Here is a 19874-nt window from a genome sequence, read left to right on the forward strand (position 1 = left end):
CCTGGTGCCGTTTTGGCACCAACAGCCAGGGGCCGGTTTTTCACAATCCAATCCATACCTCACCCGCCCCATTCAGCCCCACGCCTTTGCCAAGGAGTTTCACCATGACCACCGTCCGTCCCCTGCGCCGTGCTGCACTGCTGTGCGGCCTGGCCGTTCTCGCTGCCCCTGCCATCGCGCAAGACGCCTACCCCAGCAAGCCCATCACCATCGTGGTGGGCTATCCGCCCGGCGGCAGCACCGACCTGACCGCGCGCACGGTGGCCACCGAGCTGGGCAACAAGCTCGGCGTGCCGGTGGTGATCGAGAACCTGGGCGGTGCCGGTGGCGCGATCGGTGCGCAGAAGGTGGCCAACGCCGCACCCGACGGCTACACCCTGCTGGTGGGCGCCAACAACGAGATCGCCATCAACAAGCTCGTGACCAAGAAGGTCAAGTACGACATCAAGGACTTCACCGCCATCGGTCTCATTGCCTCCCAGCCGCTGGTGCTGGTGGCCTCCACCGGCGCGGGCGTCAAGAACATGGCGGAGTTCACGCAGAAGGTGTCCAAGAACCCCGGCAAGTTCAGCTACGGCAGCTCGGGCGTGGGCACGGCGCTGCACCTGGCGGGCGAGGCCGTGAAGGAGCAAGGCAAGCTGTTCATGACCCACATCCCCTACCGGGGCGTGGCGCCGCTCACCAGCGACCTCATGGGCAACAACCTGGAGTACGGCGTGTTCGTGCTCTCCAGCGGCCTGCCGCACATCAAGAGCGGCAAGGTGATTGCATTGGGCACCACCGAGGCCAAGCGCTCTGCCACCACGCCCGACATCCCCGCGCTGGCCGAGTCGCCGCAGTACAAGAACGTGGACATCAGCGTGTGGTTTGCGCTCATGGCACCGGCCAACCTGCCCAAGCCGGTGACCGACAAGCTCAAGAAGGCACTGGCCGACAGCCTGCAATCGCCGGACTTCCGCAAGAAGATGGAAGCCAGCGGTTCCACCGTGGCCTCGCCCACCGTGAACATCGACCAGTTCCTGACCACCGAAGTGGCCAAGTACAAGAAGATTGTTGAATTCGCCAAGATCGAAGAATGAGCAGCAGCACTCTCCCCCCCGCATCCGTGCAACCCCTGGTGTTTGCGCTGCCCGCCCCCGACATCAGCGCCTGGCGTGTTGGCAACACCGGCACCGAAGGCGTGTGGCACTTCGACTCGGGCCGGCCCGGCCGCCACGTGATGATCAGCGCCCTGGTGCATGGCAACGAGCTGTGCGGCGCCTGGGCGCTCAAAGGCCTGCTCGACGCCGGTGTGCGCCCGCAGCAGGGCACGCTCACGCTTGCGTTCTGCAACCTCGACGCCTTCGACCGGTTTGACCCCGGCAACCACGACGCCTCGCGCTTCACCGACGAAGACCTCAACCGCCAGTGGCTGGACGAGCGCATCGATGCGGCCGACACCAACGAGCGCCGCCGCGCCGCCGCGCTGCGCCCGTGGGTGGCACAGGCCGACTGGCTGCTCGACATCCATTCCATGCACGAGCCCTCAGCGCCGCTGCTGCTCACCGGCATCCAGCCGCGCAACCTGGCGCTGGCGCGTGCCATGCGCTCGCCCGAACACATCGTGGTGGACGCCGGCCACAAGGACGGCGTGCGCATGCGCGACTACGGCCGGTTTGGCAACCTGGACGACAACGACACCCGCTCGCTGCTCATCGAATGTGGCTTCCATGGCGACCCGGCCAGCCGCGCTGTGGCGCAGGACCAGTGTGTGCGCTTCATCGAGCAGTCTGGCGCCCTGAGCGCCGACGCGCTGGCGCAGCAGCTGCCCGGCTGGCGCCTGCCCGACGCACCGCGCCAGTGGGCGCTGGAGGTGACCGGCCCCGTGGTCGCCACCAGCAGCGCCTTCCGCTTCGTGGCGCCGTACACGGGCCTGGAAGTGTTCGAGAAGGCGGGCACGGTGATTGGCGACAACGACGGCGTGCCGGTGGTCACTCCGTACGACGACTGCGTGCTGGTCATGCCCTCGGTGCGCCAGGCACGTGCCGGGGTGACCGTGGTGCGCTTTGCGCGGCGCAGGTTGCTGTAGCCGGTGCGGTAGCTGAATGCTATCTAATTGATAGCTGCTGTGGCATATTCAACCAGCGCTACCGGCCATTTTGGCTTGTAGTCTGGGCCCCAGCACCACACAGGCCAGCGCGGCCACCACCAGCGCAATGCCCGCCCACTGCCAGGGCGCCACGCCCTCGTCCAGCAGCAGCCAGCCTGCGGTGAGGCCCACCACCGGCACCGCCAGGCTGAACGGCGCCACGCGGTTGGCGGGGTAGCGCTGCAGCAGGTTGGTCCACAGCGCGTAGCCCACGATGGTGGCGGCCCAGCCCAGGTAGGCCACGGCGGCCCATGACAGCAGCGGCACGCTGGCCAGCGTCTGCCACTGCAGCCAGCGCGCGGCGTCAGGGTCGAACAGGGCGGACAGCGCCATGAACGGCAGCACCGGCACCAGGCTGCTCCAGATCACAAAGGCCAACGGATCAAACCCCGGGCTGTGCTGCTGCGCCAGCCGCGCCACGATGTTGGACGACGCCCACATCGCCGCGCCACACAGCGTGAGCAGCAGGCCCGCCAGCGTGGTGGCTGCCGCCACCCCCATGCCCGACCCCGGACCCACATAGTTCATCGCAAAACACACCAGCCCCAGCGCGGCCAGCCCCATGCCCACGCGCAGCGGCAGCCCCGGCCGCTCGCGCAACAGCGCAAAGCCCAGCAGCGCCGTGAAGAACACCTGGGTCTGCAGCAGCACGCTGGCCAGCCCGGCCGTCATGCCCACCTTGAGTCCCATGAACAAAAAGCCGAACTGCCCAACGCCCTGGAACAAGCCGAACAGCAGCACCCAGCGCCAGTGCATGCGCGGCGGGCGCACCAGCAGCACCAGCGGCAGCGCTGCACACAGGTAGCGCGCGGCGCCCAGCTGGAAGGGGCTGAAGCTGCGCAGCCCCCACTTCATCGCCACAAAGTTCACGCCCCAGAGGATCACCACCACCAGCGCCGCGAGCAGGTCGCGCGCACGCAGCGGGCTGGTGGCGGATGCGGCCTGTGCAGCGCCGCTCATTGCGCCGCGCGCGCTGCGTCGATGTGGGCCTTCACGCGCTGGGCCAGCGCAATGTCGCCGGGGGTCTCGGGGCTCCATTTGTCCACGGTGCGCGGCTGGTCGCTGGCATCCACGGCGGTGTACACGGCCACGCAGTGCACCACATCCTCCAGCGGCGCGCCGTGTACGGCGCCGCTGCGCACCTCCACCGCCAGGCACATGCTGGTATCGGTGGTGTAAGCCAGGCGCGCGTGCACCTCTACCAGATTGCCCGGCCAGATAGGGCGCACAAAGTGGGCTCCGCCCACAAACTCGGTCACGCAATCCCCCTGGGCCCAGGCGCTGGCGCAGGCAAATCCAGCCTCATCCACCCAGCGCAGCACCGTGCCACCGGGTACGCGGCCCGCCTGGGGCAGGGTCGTCTGGGACGCCAGGAAGCGCAGGGTGATCGAGTGCATGCCAGGGGCTCCAAAGGATGGGGAAGCGTTCATTATTCTCCAGCGCCCCGGCCGGTGCAGCCTCCCCCATACCGGCACGCAGGCCAGTGCACGCCGTCAAGCCACGGGGGCGAAGCTCTGCGTGACTTGACCTGAGTCAAAACCCTACTGTGGACACGTCCCTACATTGCGGGACATTCCGTTCGGCCCTCAGGAGGGCCGCCCTCCAGTCGGCGGTGCCGACACCCGCCCCTGGGGCCTACTCTAAAGCGCACGCCGTGTGGCCTGCGTCCATTGCCATGTCATTGCTTCACCGGTTGAACCTGCTCGAAAAATTCCTCATCCTGGGGACCATCGGGCTCATGATGAGCGCCTTGCCCACCTTCCTGGTGGTGCGCGACTCCCTCCACGCCATCGACCACGCGCGCCTGGAAGCGCAGGGCGTGGCCCCCGCCCAGGCGCTCACGCTGCTGGTGCAGCGCATGCAGGTGCACCGGGGCCTGTCGGTGGGCATGCTGGGGGGTGACGAGTCGCTGGCCGCGCGCCGCCCTGCCGCGCGCGATGCGGTCAACACCGCCCTGGACGACGTGAGCGCCCGCTTTGCCGCCGCCAAGGTGCCTGCGGCGCAGATGGCGGCCTGGACCCAGGCGCAGCAGACCTGGCGCACCCTGGAGCAGGCCGTGGCCGCGCGCAGCATCGAACAGGTGCAAAGCACGGCGCAGCACACCCAGCTCATCGCAACGCTGCTGCAGCTCAACGAGGCGCTGGTGCATGCCTATGGCCTGCAGATCGACCCCGAGGCCGACACCCACGCGCTGGTGCAGGCGTCGCTGGCCCAAGCCCCCATGCTGGGGGAAAAGCTGGGCATGCTGCGCGCCCAGGGCGCCAGCGCCTTGGGCAAGCGCGAGCTCACGCCCCAGGGCAAGGGCCAGCTGCTGGTGCTGCAGCAGCGCGTGGCCGAGCTGCAGGGCGACACCTTCCGGGGGCTGGACCGCGCCCTGCAGGGCAATGCCGAGCTGCAGCGCGCGCTGGGCAGCAGCGTGCAGGCCGTGCAAGGGCAGATCCAGCAGTCGCTGCAGATGGTGGAGCGCGACATCCTCAACGCCACGGAGCTGCAGCTGCCGTCCAAGGATTACTTTGACGCGTTCACCCGCACCATCGAGGCGCTGAACGCGCTCAACAACCTGTCGATGACCAGCCTGGACCAGGCGCTGCAGGCGCGCGTGGCGGGGCTGCAGCGCAACCTGCTGTGGGTGGCGCTGGCCCTGGTCATCACGCTGTCGGCCACCAGTGCAATGGCGCTGGTGTTCGTGCGCTCCATGACCGGGCCGCTGTCGCAGGCCGTGGCGCTGTCACGCGCTGTGGCGCAGGGAGACCTGAGCGGCGCCCCCATTGCCCATGGCACCAACGAGGTGGGTCAGTTGCTGGAGGCGTTGCAGCAGATGCGCACACAACTCACACAGGTGGTGCGCAACGTGCGCAGCGGGTCAGAAAGCGTGGCCACGGCCAGCGTGCAGATTGCCCAGGGCAACACCGACCTGTCGGCCCGCACCGAGAGCCAGGCCAGCGCGCTGGAAGAAACCGCCGCGTCCATGGAGCAGCTCAACGCCACCGTGCGCCAGAACGCCGACAGTGCCCAGCAGGCCAGCCAGCTGGCCGCCAATGCCAGCACCGTGGCCGTGCAGGGCGGTGAAGTGGTGGCGCAGGTGGTGGACACCATGCACGGCATCAACGCCTCGTCGCAGAAGATCTCCGACATCATCGGCGTGATCGACTCCATCGCGTTCCAGACCAACATCCTGGCGCTGAACGCTGCGGTGGAGGCGGCCCGCGCGGGCGAGCAAGGCCGGGGCTTTGCGGTGGTGGCGAGCGAGGTGCGCAGCCTGGCCGGGCGCAGTGCCGAGGCCGCGCGCGAGATCAAGACGCTCATCAGCGCCAGCGTGGAGCGCGTGGCCCAGGGCAGCGCCCTGGTGGACCGCGCCGGCGCCACGATGAGCGAGGTGGTGGGCGCCATCCGCCGCGTGACCGACATCGTGGGCGAGATCAGCGCCGCCAGCCACGAACAGTCCCTGGGCGTGGCCCAGGTGGGCGAGGCCGTGACGCAGATGGACCAAGTGACCCAGCAGAACGCTGCACTGGTCGAAGAGATGGCCGCCGCCGCCAGCAGCCTCAAGAACCAGGCCGAAGATCTGGTGCAGGTGGTGTCGGTGTTCCGCCTGCGGGATGAAGCGGGTGGCCGTGGTGCCATGGCGGCGCTACGAATTCAATAGCTACCAAGGCATATTTCACTAGCGCTACCAGCCCCTGATGTCCAGAAAACCTCTCAAGGAGCCGATTTAGACCCCCAGGGCGCTCAGGCCGCAGGCCCGCGCGCAATGCCCAGTTCGGCCAGTTCCGCGTCGGTGAACACCCGCGAGCGCGTGTGAAAGGCCTTGCCCTCCGGCCCCTCCAGCGAAAACGTGCCGCCCGTGCCTTCGATCACATCGATGATGAGCTGCGTGTGCTTCCAGGTCTCGTACTGCGCGCGCCCGATGTAGAACGGGCAGCCACCGATGTCGCCCAGGTACACATCGCCTGCACCCATCGTGATCTCACCCGGCAGATAGCAGTTGGCTGCGCTGTTGTCGCAGCAGCCGCCACTCTGGTGAAACATGAGCGCAGGGCCATGCTTTGCTTGCAGAAAGGCCACAAGCTCCAGCGCGGCAGGGGTGGCGATGACTTTTTCGACCATGGTTGTCTCCAGCGTGCAATGCAAAAGAAGCAAAAGCGGCGCGTTGGAACAACGCGCCGCCAGCAGCGTTTCCAGCGGTTCACAAACCGTTCCTGGCTAGGCGTCTCCGTCGCAGACAGTAGCAACGCTACGGCAAGACGGAGCAACGACGCCAGGGACGGTTTTTGGACCGCCACCCCTTAGAAGAAGCCCAGCTTGTTTTCCGAGTACGAAACCAAGAGGTTCTTGGTCTGTTGATAGTGGTCCAGCATCATCTTGTGCGTCTCACGCCCAATGCCCGATTCCTTGTAGCCGCCAAACGCCGCATGCGCGGGGTAGGCGTGGTAGCAGTTGGTCCACACCCGCCCGGCCTTGATGGCGCGGCCCATGCGGTAGGCCACATTGCCGTTGCGACTCCACACACCGGCGCCCAGGCCGTACAGCGTGTCGTTGGCAATGGCCAGGGCTTCGGCCTCGTCCTTGAAGGTGGTCACGGCCAGCACGGGGCCGAAGATCTCTTCCTGGAAGATGCGCATCTTGTTGTGGCCCTTGAACAGCGTGGGCTGCACGTAGTAGCCGCCTTCCAGGTCGCCGCCCAGGTGGGCCTGGCCGCCACCGGCCAGCACTTCGGCGCCCTCCTGCTTGCCCAGGTCCAGGTAACTCAGGATCTTGGTCAGCTGCTCTTTGCTGGCCTGCGCGCCCATCATGCTGTCGGTGTCGAGCGGGTTCTGGTGCTTGATGGCGGCCACGCGCTTCAAGACACGCTCCATGAATTGGTCGTAGATCGATTCTTGAATGATGGCGCGCGATGGGCAGGTGCAGACCTCGCCCTGGTTGAACGCGAACAGCACCAGGCCTTCAATCGCCTTGTCCAGAAACGCATCGTCCTTGTCCATCACATCGGCAAAGAAGATGTTGGGGCTCTTGCCGCCCAGCTCCAGCGTGGCGGGGATCAGGTTGTTGGCAGCGGCCTGCGCAATCACGCGGCCGGTGCTGGTGGAACCGGTGAACGCGATCTTGGCGATGCGCTTGCTCTGTGCCAGCGGCATGCCCGCCTCGCGGCCGTAGCCGTTGACGATGTTGAGCACGCCGGGCGGCAGCAGGTCGGCAATCAGCTCGACCAGGATGAGGATGGAGATGGGGGTGCTTTCTGCGGGCTTGAGCACCACGCAGTTGCCCGCACCCAGCGCGGGGGCCAGCTTCCAGGCGGCCATCAGGATGGGGAAGTTCCACGGAATGATCTGGCCCACCACGCCCAGCGGTTCCTGGATGTGGTACGCCACCGTGTTCTCGTCGATGTTGCTCAAGGCACCTTCTTGCGCGCGCACGCAGCCCGCAAAGTAGCGGAAGTGGTCCACGGTGAGCGGGATGTCGGCGTTCAGCGTCTCGCGGATGGCCTTGCCGTTGTCCACGGTTTCGGCGTAGGCCAGGCGCTCCAGGTTTTCTTCGATGCGGTTGGCGATCTTGAGCAGGATGTTGGCGCGCGTGGCGGCATCGGTCTTGCCCCAGGCGTCGGCCGCAGCGTGGGCGGCGTCCAGGGCCAGCTCGATGTCTTCGGCCGTGGAGCGCGCGGCCTGGGTGTAGACCTTGCCGCTCACGGGCGTGATGACATCAAAGTACTGGCCCTTGACGGGCGGCACGAATTTGCCGCCGATGAAGTTGTCGTAACGGGGCTTGTAGGTGATCTTGGCGCCAGCGGCGCCGGGGGCTGCGTAAACGGTCATGGTGTTGTCTCCTGCGATGGTTGTGTGCATCGGGCGGACTCGGTGGAGCCTGTCCGATGCCAACCCCTTACTCAAAACACATGCCAGCAGGCCACGGCGCGCGAAGTGTTGATTTCATTGGTTTTTTTCGGCCGTCCAGGGCGGACACCTGTTGCAGCCGCCCGCATCGTGATGTGCCGGGCCGCGACACCTGTCACGAAATGGAACAGTTGGCACACCGCTTGCGCCCACACCCTTGCCCCACGCCGTCGAGCCCGCCATACTGGCCCACACACCACAAGCGGGCCGCCCTGAGCCCGCACGGAGACAAAGCGTGCGCCCCAACACTTCCCCCGTCGCCCTGCGACAGGCCCGCCAGCACCTGCTGGACTCTGGCCAGTGCCCCAGTGGCCTGGTGGACGAGCGCCTGGCGCGCTCCTGGTCGCGCAGCATGGCGGCCGGCCTGCTGCCCACCGGGCGGCCGCAGGCCATCGACCACCCCAGCAGCGGCACGCTGCGCCAGGTGCTGGCCAGCAACCCCGAGCTGCTCGCGCATTCGCGGCCGGTGATGGAATACCTGTTCGAGCAAGTGCGCCACAGCCAGAGCGTGGTGGTGCTGGCCGACCGGCGCGGCATGCTCATGCACACGCTGGGCGATCCGTACTTTGTGGACAAGGCCGAGCGCGTGGCGCTGACCAGCGGTGCCTCCTGGCACGAGGCCCACCGGGGCACCAATGCCATCGGCACGGCGCTGGCCGAGGCCTGCGCGGTGGAGGTGCACGCCGGCGAGCATTTTCTGGAGCGCAACAACTTTCTCACCTGCGCGGCTTCGCCCATCCTGTCGGCCGCGGGCGAGTTGCTGGGCATCCTCGACATCTCGGGCGACTACCGCCACGGCCACGCCCACACGCTGGGCCTGGTGAGCACGGCCGCCCGCATGATCGAAAACCGCCTGCTGGCGGCCACCTGCAAACGCAACATCCGGCTGCACCTGCACAGCGCGCCCGAGGGCATTGGCAGCGTGGCCGAGGGCATAGTGGCCGTGTCGGCCGACGGCTGGATCGTGGGTGCCAACCGCGTGGCCCTGGCGCAGCTGGGCCTGCATGCGGGGGACGTGGGCGCCACCTTGCTGGAGCGGGTGCTGGACGTGCGGCTGGATGACCTGCTCTCGCACCACAAGCGCCGCCCCCAACAGCCGCAGGCTTTGCGCACACTGCAAGGCGCCTTGCTGTTTGCCCAGGTGCAGATGGACGCCGCCTGGGTCGCCACCCCCACACGGCCCACCGCTGCGGCGACTGCTGCGCCCCAGCAAGACGCCCTGGCCCAGCTGGACACCGGCGACGCGCGCTGGCGCGCCGCCGCCGACAAGGCCCGCCGCGTGGTGGGCAAACCGATTGCGGTGCTGGTGCAGGGCGAGTCGGGCGTGGGCAAGGAGGTGTTTGCGCGCGCGCTGCACGCCAGCGGCCCGCGCCGCGATGCGCCGTTTGTGGCCATCAACTGCGCAGCCATCCCCGAGCACCTGATCGAATCCGAACTCTTCGGCCATGTGGCCGGTGCCTTCACCGGCGCGCGCAAGGAGGGCCACCTGGGCCGCCTGCGTGAGGCCCATGGCGGCACGCTGTTTCTCGACGAAATCGGCGACATGCCGCTGGCCCTGCAGACCCGTCTGCTGCGTGTGCTGCAAGAGCGCAGCGTGACGCCCGTGGGCGCCAGCAAGGCCGTGCCGGTGGACTTTGCGCTGGTCTGCGCCACGCACAACCAGCTCATGCAGGCGGCGGAACAGGGGCGCTTTCGGCAAGACCTGTACTACCGCATCAACGGCCTCACGGTGCAGCTGCCCGCACTGCGCGAGCGCAGCGACTTTGTGGCGCTGCTGCAGCGCCTGCTGGCCGACCTGGCCACCGAGCAGGGCCTGGGTTTTGAGGTGCAGGTGGCGCCCGACCTGCTGGCCCGCCTGGCCGCCTACCCCTGGCCCGGCAACCTGCGCCAGCTGGCCAATGTGCTGCGCACCGCCTGCGCCATGCTGGCCGAGGGCGAAGACACCCTGGGCTGGGAGCACATGCCCGACGACCTGGTGCAGGCCCTCACGGCGGTGCCCGCCGGTCCGCGCAGCGATGCTGCAGCGGGCACTGGTGTGGACGGCTTGCCTGCCAGCCTGAGCCTGCAGCAGCTGTCCCAGGCCGCCATCGACCAGGCGCTGCAGGCTGCGCGCGGCAACATGTCGCAGGCCGCTCGCCAGCTGGGCATCAGCCGCCAGACGCTGTACCGCAAACTGAAGATGCCGGTGGCCTGAGGGCATGCCGGGTTCGGTAGATTGCTATTGATTTAGGAGCTTTTGCCACATATCGCACTAGCGCTTGCGGCACTTTTGGCTGAATTTTCACTGCGCTGCATGCCCAGGGCGTGCGCAGGGCGCGCCTGGTGGTATCAACCTCTCAGGCCTGCCCGCCCCGTGGCAACACCAGCCGCGCGCGCAGCCCCGTGCCCGGCGCGCTGAACAGCTCCAGCCGCCCGCCGTGGCTGCGCACCACGCGTTCCACGATGGCCAGGCCCAGCCCCGCGCCCGGCGCGCCCGAACGTGCCGCGCCATCGCCGCGCGCAAAAGGCTGGCGGATGCGGTCCAGCTCTGCCGGGGCGATGCCGGGGCCCTGGTCCTGCACCTCCAGCCACACGCCGTCGGCATCCGCCCCCGTGCGCAGCAGCACCGGCGGCGTGCCGTGGCGCCAGGCGTTTTCCACCAGGTTGTCCAGCGCGCGGCGCAGGGCCTGGGGGCGCACCGGCACGTCAGGCAGCGTGCCCAGCGCCAGCCGCACGGTGCGTCCATGGTCGGCCTGCGCCTCGGCCACGGCCTGGGCCAGGTCGTTGAGCGATGCCGGGGTGGGCACCTCGGCCTCGCCTGCGTTGGAACCGACCCGCGCAAACTGCAGGAACTGGCCCACGATGCCGTCCATCTCGTCGATGCTGCGGGCCATGCTCGCGGCCAGCGGGGCATCCACCTGTGCACCGGCAATCTCCACGCCCAGGCGCAGCTTGGTCAGCGGGGTGCGCAGGTCGTGCGACACCCCGGCCAGCATCAATGCGCGTTCCTGCTCGGTCGCGGCCAGGCTGTGCGCCATGTGATTGAAGCTGCGGCCCACGGTGGCGATTTCTTCGGGTCCGTCTTCGGGCAGCGGTGCTGGGGGCTGGCCCTGCGCCAGCTGCCGGGCCGCCGCCACCACCTGCGCCAGCGGGCGGTTGATGTGCCGCTGCAGCCACCAGGCCCCCAGCAGCGCCAGCAGCATGCTGGCCAGCGTGGCGGCCAGCCAGGCGCCGGTGAACTCGCGCGTGGGGAACACGCTGGGCAGGTTCAGCCAATAGGTCTCCGCCCCCTCCGGCCCCTGGTGCACCACACGCAGGGCCAGCACGCCCGTGCTGTCGCGGCGCCATACGGGTTGCGAAGTGTTCGTTGCCGCATCGTCCGCCCCCAGGCGGCGCGACACCGCCTGCACAAACTGCCGCTCCAGGGGCGACAGCAGTGCGCGCCGCGCAGCGCTTTCCGCCGCCACGGGCGGGGCCGACCGCACGGCCTGCTGGTTGAAGGCCTCGACAAATGCGGCCCGCTGTGCCGGGGGCAGCGCCTGCAGCCCTGCGCGCAGCGCGCCCACATTGCGCGCCACGCCATCGGCCACCTGTGCCACGCGGGGCTGAAAGATCATCTGCCGCACCAGCACGGCCGCCACCAGCTGGCCCAGCACGATGAGCACCGCCATCAGCAGCAGGTTGCGCCCGAGCAGGCTGCGCGGCCACCAGCCCCCGGCGCCCTGGGGGGTGGCAGGGGGCGTCATGCCTTGCCTCCGCCGCCCGGCGCTGCGCCATCGGGCACAAACACATAGCCCACGCCCCACACGGTGCGGATGTGGCGCGGCTGCGCGGGGTCGGCCTCGATGAGCTTGCGCAGGCGCATCACCTGCACATCGATGCTGCGATCGGTGGCTGTGTGGTCGGGGCCATAGGCCAGTGCGATGAGCCGGTCACGGCCCAGGGGCCGGTGCGGTTGCTGTGCCAGTGCCTGCAGCAGCGCGAATTCGCCCGTGGTCAGGGGCACGTCTTGCGCACCTTGGCCGTCCTCGCCACCGTTGCGCTCCAGCCGGCGCTCGTCCAGCCACAGCGTGAATGCGCCAAACGCAATGCGTCCGCCCGTCTGGCGCGGCCCGGTGTGCGCCCCCAGCAGGCGCTGGCGGCGTACCATGGCCTGGATGCGGGCCAGCAGCTCGCGCGGGTTGAAGGGTTTGGGCAGGTAGTCGTCGGCGCCCATCTCCAGGCCCACGATGCGGTCCACGGGGTCTCCCCTGGCCGTCAGCATCAGGATGGGAATGGTCTCGCCCTGCGCGCGCAGGCGGCGGCAGATCGACAGGCCATCCTCGCCCGGCATCATCACGTCGAGCACCAGCACATCAAAGCGCTCGCGCTGCAGCAGCACATCGAGCGGGCCCGCGCCATCGACCGTGCGCACGCTGTAGCCCTGGTCGCTCAGGTAGCGCTGCAGCAGCGCACGCAGGTCGGGCTCGTCGTCGGCGACCAGGATCTTGGCCAGGGCTTCCGTCATGGGGCGGTGGAGGTGGATGGCAGTGAGTGGATGCAGCCAAGGCTGCGTGCCAATGGTAGGGCCGAAAACACCGGGTGCCAGCGCGGGCAGGTGCTCCGGTGCATGACAACGCGTGACACGTGCCGGTGGTTTGTCATGCTTTGTCATACATCGTGCATCGGGCGCCACAACTGGCTCATACCTGGCGGCCATAGTTCAGGCCAGAGCAGCACCCCGCTGCTCCGCACCCCCTGTTCTGTTGCAAGGAGCCGACCGCCATGTTCCCTTCCGTCCCGACACCGACCGCCCCCGTTGCCACTTACCGCGCCATGCTGCTGGCCGCCTTGGCCGTGGCGGCACTGTTGCTTCTGGTAGCCAACGATGCCAACGCACGCAGCCGCCACACGGTGGAGCACAACGCCGACGGCAGCACCACCGCCCGCACCGGCGTGGTCCGCGCAGCGCCGGGCGGTGGGGGCGTGCTGCGCGGCCGCAGCGTGTCCACCGACGGCCAGGGCCACGGCAGTGTGCGCAGCGGCGCTGCCGTGGCGGGCCCCAACGGCGCCATGGCGGTGCGCCAGGGCCAGAGCGCAAGGAATGCCGATGGCATGGCCAGCCACAGCAGCACCTTGGCCGCTCAGGGCGACCGGGGCACGCTGCAGAGCACGGGCGCCGCTACGCGCAGCGCCGACGGCAGCGTGACCCAGGGCCGCACCACCACGGCCACCAGCGCAGCCACCGGCAACAGCGTGCAGACCAGCAGCTCGTACACCGCAGACACCGGCCGCACCCGCAGCGCCAGCTGCTTTGACGCCAGCGGCGCCCCGATGGCCTGCCCTGCGCGGCCCTGATCCATTACCTTCCATCCTTGAGCCAGGAGATCCCGCATGTTCCGTCCTTCCACCCCGCTCTCCGCGATCGCCTCCCTGCGCACAGGCCTGGGCGCAGCGCTGTGTGCGCTCGCCGCTGTGCTGACCCCACCCGCCCACGCCCAGCTGCGGGGGCTGGGGCCTTTCGCGCAGGTGCGCGACACCGCTGCGGCCTTGCCCGCCGGTGTGCAGCGCGTGGCCGATGTGCCCTATGGTGCGGACCCGCTGCAGCGCATGGATGTCTACCTGCCCGCCGCTGGCGGAGCCGCCAGCAGCGCTGCGGTGGCCAGCGGTACGCGCGCGCCGGTGATCTTCATGGTGCATGGCGGCGCCTGGCGCACGGGCGACAAGGCCATGTCCCGCGTGGTGCAGGAGAAGGTGGCGCGCTGGGTGCCCAAGGGCTTTGTGTTCATCTCGGTGAACTACCGCCTGTACCCCGCCGTGAACGTGCTGCAGGAGGCGCAGGACGTGGCCATGGCACTGGCCGCCGCCCAAAGCCGCGCCGCCAGCTGGGGCGCCGATGCATCGCGGTTCATCCTGATGGGGCACTCAGCGGGCGCGCACCTGGTGTCGCTCATCAATGCATCGCCCACCCTGGCCCAGCGCGAGGGGGCCTGGCCCTGGCTGGGCACGGTGTCGCTGGACAGCGCGGCGCTCAATGTGCCGGTGGTGATGACCGCGCCGCACTACCCGTTCTATGACGAGGTGATGGGTGCCAACCCGTTGTTCTGGGCCGCAGTGTCGCCGTACCACGCGCTGTCGGGGCCGGTGCCGCCGTTCCAGTTGGTCTGTTCCACCGAGCGCCCCGACCACCCCTGCCTGCAGGCCCAGGGCATGGCCCGCCGCGTGCGCGACCTGGGCGGCCGTGCCGAGGTGCTGCCGCAGGAGCTGACCCACGGCGAGATCAACGCGCAGCTGGGCCTGGAGAGCGCCTACACGCGGGCCGTGGAGACCTTCATGGCCTCGCTGGATGCGGTGGTGGCGCAGCGGCTCAAGTAGTTGCGCTCAGTCCGCTTGCACGGCCCGCCGCAGCGCGGCACGGGCCAGCAGGCGGGTGGAGTCCAGCGTGGGCAGCGGGGAGTTGGCGTCGCTCAGGATCAGCGGGATCTCGGTGCAGCCCAGCACCACGGCATCGCAGCCGTCCTCGCGCTGCATGCGGGCGATGATCTGCTGGAACAGGGCCACGCCCTCGGGGCGAATGACGCCGGGCACGAGCTCGTCCATGATGATGCGGTTGATCTCGCTGCGCTCGGCCTCCGTGGGGCGCACCCATTGCAGGCCCCGGCCCTGCAGCGCGTCGGGGTACACGTTGCTGTCCACCAGCCAGCGCGTGCCGGTGAGCGCCAGGCGCCGGTGGCCGCGCGCTGCCGCCTCGGCCGCCACCACCTCGGCAATGTGCAGCCAGGGCAGCGGCGAGTGGGGCAGCACCCGGTCCATCGCCTGGTGGATGGTGTTGTCCGGGCAGATCAGAAAATCTGCGCCTGCACGCGCCAGCTTGTGGGCGGAGGCCAGCATCAGGTCGGCCACGCCTTGCAGGTCATGCCGGTCCAGGCAGTCCACATAGTCGGCCAGCGACGGCGTGTGCAGCGTCACTTCGGGGTGCGCATGCGGGCGGCCCAGCAATGCGGCGCCTTCGGCGCACAGGGTGCGGTAACACAGGGCGGCACCTTCGGCGGAGCAGCCCACGATGCCGATGTGTTGGGGCATGACGGTGGTCCAGAGCGGTTGCAAAGGCCCATTATTGCCACCGCGCTGCCGTGGCCCGGGTCCAACGCTGTGCCCGTCAGTCCCCGCGCACCCTTTGCGCAAATCCGCGCGTGCTGAACTGCTCCAGCACAAAGTCCACAAACACCCGGGTGCGGGCGGGCAGCAGCTTCTTGCTGGGGTAGTACAGCGAGGTCGGCCCTGCATCGGCCCACCAGCCGGGCAGCACCCGCACCAGGTCGCCCCGCGCCAGCCAGGGCTGCGCAAACGGCATGGGCAGCACGGCCACGCCCAGGCCCATCAGCGCGGCCTGGCACATGGCCTCGGGGTCGTCGAACACGACGCGCGGGCGCAGCTCCACGGGGGCGGCATCGCCCGCCTTGTTGCGCAGCGTGGTGAGGTTGATGCGCCCGGTGCGGATGTTGCGCCGTGCAATGCCATCCCACTGCGCCAGGTCCGCCGGGTGGCGTGGTGCCCGCTTACGGCCCTGCAGCAGTGCAGGTGCGGCCACAACCACCAGGTGGATGGGACCCAGCGTGCGCGCCACCATATCGGGGTTCAGGTTCAGGCCGCCGCCAATGCCGGCGTCAAAGCCCTCGCCGATCAAGTCCACCTGCCGGTTCTCAAAGCGCCAGTCGGGCTGGATGGCCGGGTAGCGCTGCAGGAACTCGGTGAGCAGCGGCACCAGGTACGCGCGGCCAAAGGCCTGGCCCATGCTGACCTTGAGCGTGCCCGCTGGCTGCTGCTCGGCCTCGGCCGCGTGGTCCACCGCATCGGCCAGGGCGGTGAGTGGCGGGCCCACTTGCGCCAGGAGGCGCTGCCCGCCCTCGGTCAGCGTGAGGCTGCGCGTGCTGCGCTGGAACAGCCGCACGCCCAGGCTGGCCTCCAGCCTCGCCACGTTCTTGCTCACGGCGGCGGGCGTCAGGCCCATGAGCCGTGCAGCGGCCGAAAAGCTGCCCGCCTGGGCGGACTGTACGAAGGATTCAAGGTGGCTGAGGGGCTGCATGCGGTGTATTTTCAACCAAGGGTTGAAAGATATACAGCCCATTCATGGCTACCGGAGCATGAGTGTTTTTCTGACACTGCAGGTCTTCCCGGTTCGGTTGCGAACCATTTTCTGCATGCATCTCGTTGGAGAAACAACACCATGTCTTCCGTGTCTGAAACATCCCCGGTCTCCGCCCCTTCATCGCCTGGCCGCCCGCTGGCGGGCAAGGTCGCGCTCGTCACCGGCGGCGCGCGCGGCATTGGCGCGGCCATCGTGCGGCGTCTGGCGCGCGACGGGGCGGCCGTGGCCTTCACCTACAGTAGCTCCACAGCGCCTGCGCAGGCGCTGGTGGCGGACATTGCTGCGAGCGGCGGCAAGGCCCTGGCCCTGCAGGCCGACAGCGCCGATGCCGTCGCCCTCACGCAGGCGGTGGACCGCGCCGCGCGCGAGCTGGGCCGCCTGGACATCCTCGTCAACAACGCGGGCGTCGCCATCGCGGGTGAGCTCGGCAGCTTTGCGCTGGCCGACTTTGACCACACGCTTAACGTCAACGTGCGCGCCGTGTTCGTAGCCACCCAGGCCGCCGTGCGCCACATGGGCCAGGGCGGTGCCTATGGCCGCGTGATCACCATCGGCAGCACCAACTCCGACCGCGTGCCGTGGGCCGGATTCAGCGTGTACGGCATGAGCAAGGCCGCCATCGTCGGCCTGACCAAGGGCCTGGCGCGCGACCTGGGCCCGCGTGGCATCACGGTGAACAACGTGCAGCCCGGCCCCGTGAACACCGACATGAACCCCGCTGACGGCCCCATGGCGGGCGACATGCACGGCCTGATGGCCCTGAGCCGCCATGCTCACCCCGATGAGATCGCGGGCATGGTGGCTTATCTGGCCGGGCCGGAATCGGGCATGGTGACGGGGGCGAGCTTGCTGATCGACGGCGGCTTTGCGGCCTGAGAAGGTGTGAACGAACCCATCATGCCCGCTCATCCCGCCAAAACACGCCCGCTCGTCGTTGCAAATGCTCGCCATAGCCCGCGCTATGGCTGTGCTTTGCGCCTAGACCGGCCGTGTTTTAGCGGCCTGCTCGGACACGCCGGATCCGTTCACACCTTCTGAGCTGTCAGCACGGCGCTCACTGCGTGGGCTTTCGCGCCCGGGGCTTTTTCTGTACAGCCGGGCCGTGGGTCGTCAGCTCTTTGGGCGTGAGCAGGTAGGCGGGGTTGTTGGCCATCATCTCCACCGCCAGGTCGATGAAGGCCCGCACGCGCGCTGGCAGCGCCGTGCGGCTGCCGTAGTACACGTAGAGCGCCAGGTGCTGCGCCACATGCTGGGGCAGCAGCGGCACCAGCTGGCCGCTGCGCACCAGCGGCGCGGCCGTCACGCCCACCAGCTGGCCCACCGCGTGGCCGCCCAGCACCGCACGGGCCTCCACCTCGATGTCGTTGGTGCAGAACGTGGGGTGGATGGTGCGCGCCACGATGTCGTCGCCCACCTGGAACTCCCAGGGCATGGGCTTGCCGGTGGACGCATGGCGAAAGCCGCTGCAGCGGTGCTGCGCCAGGTCGTCGATGCTGGCCGGCGCACCGTGGCGTGCGATGTAGGCGGGCGCGGCGCACACGATGAGCTGCAGCGTGAGCAGCCGCCGCGCCACCACGCCACCCTCGGGCGGGTAGCCCGAGCGGAAGCCCACGTCCACGCGGTCTTCCACCCAGTTGCCGATGCGGTCGTCCAGCTGCACATCGGGCTCCACCAGCGGGTGGCGGCGGCAGAACTCGTGCAGCACCGGCCAGATCACCTCCAGCAGGATGGAGCGCGGCGCCACGATGCGCAGCGGCCCTGCCATTGCCTCACGCCCGCGCCGCGCGCCCTGCACCGCGTGCTGCAGCGTGGCCAGGCCCGGCTGCGCCGACGCCAGGAACTGGCGCCCTTCTTCGGTCAGGCTCAGGCTGCGCGTGGTGCGGTGGAACAGTCGCACGCCCAGGTGCGATTCGAGCTGCACCAGCAGCTGGCTGGACGCCTGTGGCGTGATGCCCTGCGCTGCCGCCGCCTGGCGCAGGCTGCCCAGCTCGGCGGCCTTGACGAAGTTGGCGATGGCGCGCAGTTCATTGATGGCCATGGTGGACAGGCATTGTGCGGGGCGGCTGCGTGGTGGATTGGCAAGCATTGCTTGCGAACGAATCCAGAGATTATGGGCTAGTCGCATGGCAATGGCTTGCCTAAAGTCCACCGCCATGGGCACCGCCCATTGCTCAACACCACCTCAAGGACCTGTCATGAACGCCGCACACACCACCCCCACCACAGCCACGACCGCCCCCCGTTCTTCGTACCCCCGCGTCTGGCTGATCACCGGCGCCTCGCGTGGCATCGGCGCGCGCATTGCCGAGGCCGCGCTGGCCCAGGGCGATGCCGTGGTCGCCACATCACGCGATGCCGCCTCGGTTGAAAAGCGCTTGGGCGCACACGATGCCCTGCTGCCTTTGGCGCTGGACGTGACCGACGAGGCCCAGGCCCGCCATGCCGTAGGCGCGGCGCTCGACCGCTTCGGCCGCATCGACGTGCTGGTCAACAACGCAGGCTACGGCCTGCTGGGCGCGGTGGAAGAGGCCACCGCCGACGAGGTGCGGCGCCTGTACGACACCAACGTGTTCGGCCTGCTGCATGTGACCCGCGCCGTGCTGCCTGCCATGCGCGCGCGCCGCGCCGGGCATGTGGTCAACATCTCCTCGCTGGGCGGCGTGCAGTCGGCCGCCGGGTTTGGTCTGTACTGCTCCACCAAGTTTGCGGTCGAGGGCATCACCGAGGCGCTGCATGCCGAGCTGGCGCCGCTGGGCATCCACGCCACCGTGGTGGAGCCGGGGTACTTCCGCACCGAGTTTCTGGACAGCGCCTCGCTGGCCGTGTCGCCCCGGGTGTTGGACGACTACGCCGAGAGCGTCGGTGCCGTGCGCGAGGCCGCCCGCCGCATCAACCTGAACCAGCCCGGCGACCCGGTGCGCCTGGCCCAGGCCGTGATGCAGCTGGTGGCCAGCCCCACGCCGCCGCTGCGCCTGCCGCTGGGCACGGACACGCTCCAAACCATCGCCGACAAACATGCCTTTGTGGCAAAAGAGACGGCGCAGTGGCGTGCGGTGGCGGCGTCCACAGACTTCCCGGTGCAGGAAGCCGCGCTTCAGGCGGCGTGAGTCCCTGCTCCTCTTGGGGTAGCTGGCAGCACCCTGCCATCAGGCGGCAGGGGCTGTTGGGTCTCCCATTTTTGGGCCGGTGCTGGGGGCTGACCACGCTCACACAGGCCGTGCAAACTCCATCACCCAGTTCACCTCCCAGGTCGCGCCGCCATCGTCCGAAAACGCCTGCTGCCAGCGCGGGGCGCCGGTGTGCATCTGCGACCACTCGAAGCGCACGCGCACCGGGCGGCCCTCGAACAGCTCCTCGCCTTCAAACAGGCCCACACCGCCCTGGAAGCCACCCACCACGGGCGGCAGCAGCAGGCCATTGGCCGGGTCCAGGCCGCCCGTGAGGTTGTCCAGCCAGTAGATGCTCCAGCGCTGCGTCATGGGGTTGAACACACGCAGTGCCATGCCCACGTAGCCGGGCTTCCATGCCAGCGGCGTGAAGTCGTCGAAGTTGCCGATGCCACCGGGCAATGGACGTGCGGTGCCCGTGGCGTCAAACACCTCCCAGTCGTGGCAGCCCGCGAGCCGGCGCACCAGCCGCGTGTTGCGAATGCGCCAGGGGCCCATGAGAAAGTCGAAGTCGCGCGCGGCACTGGGCGCGATGGTGGGCGACGGGATGGGAGTGAGGCGGGCTGGGGTGGACATGGTGGGGC

The 19874-nt window shown here is 69.0% G+C and carries 18 protein-coding genes; 8 read left to right on the top strand and 10 right to left on the bottom strand.

The annotated features are described in order from the left end of the window. Positions 1-104 precede the first annotated feature (104 nt). Together ASC83_RS22635 and ASC83_RS22640 are read left to right on the top strand one after the other, a co-directional pair. Positions 105-1079: a tripartite tricarboxylate transporter substrate binding protein gene (locus ASC83_RS22635; RefSeq protein ID WP_056067894.1), complete on the top strand. Its 975-nt coding sequence runs from the start codon at positions 105-107 to the stop codon at positions 1077-1079. After that, a complete protein-coding gene (locus ASC83_RS22640) occupies positions 1076-2068 on the top strand; it encodes a succinylglutamate desuccinylase/aspartoacylase family protein (protein ID WP_056067896.1) in 993 nt (330 codons plus the stop codon). Before ASC83_RS22635 ends, ASC83_RS22640 begins: the two co-directional genes overlap by 4 nt. Positions 2069-2116: 48 nt before the next feature. Here the strand turns inward: ASC83_RS22640 and ASC83_RS22645 are convergent, their stop codons facing one another. Beyond that, positions 2117-3088: an EamA family transporter gene (locus ASC83_RS22645; protein WP_056067898.1), complete on the bottom strand. Its 972-nt coding sequence runs from the start codon at positions 3086-3088 to the stop codon at positions 2117-2119. Continuing rightward, positions 3085-3525: an acyl-CoA thioesterase gene (locus ASC83_RS22650; RefSeq protein WP_056067900.1), complete on the bottom strand. Its 441-nt coding sequence runs from the start codon at positions 3523-3525 to the stop codon at positions 3085-3087. The genes ASC83_RS22645 and ASC83_RS22650 overlap by 4 nt, the downstream gene beginning before the upstream one ends. Before the next feature lie 278 nt (positions 3526-3803). On the opposite strand from ASC83_RS22650, the gene ASC83_RS22655 reads away from it, so the two are divergent. Beyond that, positions 3804-5774 (top strand): methyl-accepting chemotaxis protein, encoded by a 1971-nt coding sequence (locus ASC83_RS22655; RefSeq protein ID WP_056067902.1) that lies wholly within the window; start codon positions 3804-3806, stop codon positions 5772-5774. A gap of 83 nt (positions 5775-5857) precedes the next feature. Here ASC83_RS22655 and ASC83_RS22660 read toward each other — a convergent pair whose 3' ends face one another. Further along, positions 5858-6235, bottom strand: coding sequence for a DUF779 domain-containing protein (locus tag ASC83_RS22660; protein ID WP_056067904.1), 378 nt, complete (start codon positions 6233-6235; stop codon positions 5858-5860). Positions 6236-6414: 179 nt separating this feature from the next. Continuing rightward, on the bottom strand, positions 6415-7938 hold the full coding sequence (locus ASC83_RS22665; RefSeq protein ID WP_056067906.1) for an aldehyde dehydrogenase family protein: 1524 nt from the start codon (positions 7936-7938) through the stop codon (positions 6415-6417). 313 nt (positions 7939-8251) lie between these two features. On the opposite strand from ASC83_RS22665, the gene ASC83_RS22670 reads away from it, so the two are divergent. Then, positions 8252-10210: a sigma-54-dependent Fis family transcriptional regulator gene (locus ASC83_RS22670; RefSeq protein ID WP_056067908.1), complete on the top strand. Its 1959-nt coding sequence runs from the start codon at positions 8252-8254 to the stop codon at positions 10208-10210. A 142-nt stretch (positions 10211-10352) separates the two neighbouring features. Here ASC83_RS22670 and ASC83_RS22675 read toward each other — a convergent pair whose 3' ends face one another. Further along, positions 10353-11741, bottom strand: a complete 1389-nt coding sequence (locus ASC83_RS22675) for an ATP-binding protein (RefSeq protein WP_056067910.1) — start codon at positions 11739-11741, stop codon at positions 10353-10355. Beyond that, positions 11738-12502: a two-component system response regulator OmpR gene (gene ompR, locus ASC83_RS22680; protein WP_056068120.1), complete on the bottom strand. Its 765-nt coding sequence runs from the start codon at positions 12500-12502 to the stop codon at positions 11738-11740. The genes ASC83_RS22675 and ompR overlap by 4 nt, the downstream gene beginning before the upstream one ends. Positions 12503-12759: 257 nt before the next feature. Here ompR and ASC83_RS22685 point away from each other — a divergent pair, with 257 nt between their 5' ends. Both ASC83_RS22685 and ASC83_RS22690 read left to right on the top strand, forming a co-directional pair. Beyond that, entirely contained in the window at positions 12760-13332 is a 573-nt protein-coding gene (locus tag ASC83_RS22685) for a hypothetical protein (RefSeq protein ID WP_056067912.1), read from the top strand. A 36-nt stretch (positions 13333-13368) separates the two neighbouring features. After that, positions 13369-14349 carry an alpha/beta hydrolase gene (locus ASC83_RS22690; protein WP_056067914.1) on the top strand — a complete coding sequence of 327 codons (981 nt, stop codon included), beginning with the start codon at positions 13369-13371 and terminating at the stop codon, positions 14347-14349. 6 nt (positions 14350-14355) lie between these two features. Here the strand turns inward: ASC83_RS22690 and ASC83_RS22695 are convergent, their stop codons facing one another. Next, the gene (locus tag ASC83_RS22695; protein ID WP_056067916.1) at positions 14356-15057 is read right to left on the bottom strand and encodes an aspartate/glutamate racemase family protein; all 702 of its coding nucleotides are present in this window, start codon (positions 15055-15057) and stop codon (positions 14356-14358) included. A 76-nt stretch (positions 15058-15133) separates the two neighbouring features. Next, the gene (locus ASC83_RS22700) at positions 15134-16060 is read right to left on the bottom strand and encodes a LysR family transcriptional regulator (protein ID WP_056067918.1); all 927 of its coding nucleotides are present in this window, start codon (positions 16058-16060) and stop codon (positions 15134-15136) included. Positions 16061-16201: 141 nt separating this feature from the next. On the opposite strand from ASC83_RS22700, the gene ASC83_RS22705 reads away from it, so the two are divergent. After that, complete coding sequence (locus ASC83_RS22705; protein ID WP_056067920.1) at positions 16202-16999, top strand: SDR family oxidoreductase; 798 nt, start codon at positions 16202-16204, stop codon at positions 16997-16999. Positions 17000-17177: 178 nt separating this feature from the next. Here the strand turns inward: ASC83_RS22705 and ASC83_RS22710 are convergent, their stop codons facing one another. Beyond that, complete coding sequence (locus tag ASC83_RS22710) at positions 17178-18161, bottom strand: LysR family transcriptional regulator (RefSeq protein WP_056068123.1); 984 nt, start codon at positions 18159-18161, stop codon at positions 17178-17180. 157 nt (positions 18162-18318) lie between these two features. On the opposite strand from ASC83_RS22710, the gene ASC83_RS22715 reads away from it, so the two are divergent. Next, on the top strand, positions 18319-19230 hold the full coding sequence (locus ASC83_RS22715; RefSeq protein ID WP_056067922.1) for an oxidoreductase: 912 nt from the start codon (positions 18319-18321) through the stop codon (positions 19228-19230). A 99-nt stretch (positions 19231-19329) separates the two neighbouring features. Here the strand turns inward: ASC83_RS22715 and ASC83_RS22720 are convergent, their stop codons facing one another. Next, a complete protein-coding gene (locus tag ASC83_RS22720; RefSeq protein ID WP_056067924.1) occupies positions 19330-19866 on the bottom strand; it encodes a hypothetical protein in 537 nt (178 codons plus the stop codon). Positions 19867-19874 lie beyond the last annotated feature (8 nt).

Origin of the sequence: Acidovorax sp. Root402 (genome assembly GCF_001425125.1) — a bacterium.
Classification (GTDB): domain Bacteria; phylum Pseudomonadota; class Gammaproteobacteria; order Burkholderiales; family Burkholderiaceae_C; genus Acidovorax; species Acidovorax delafieldii.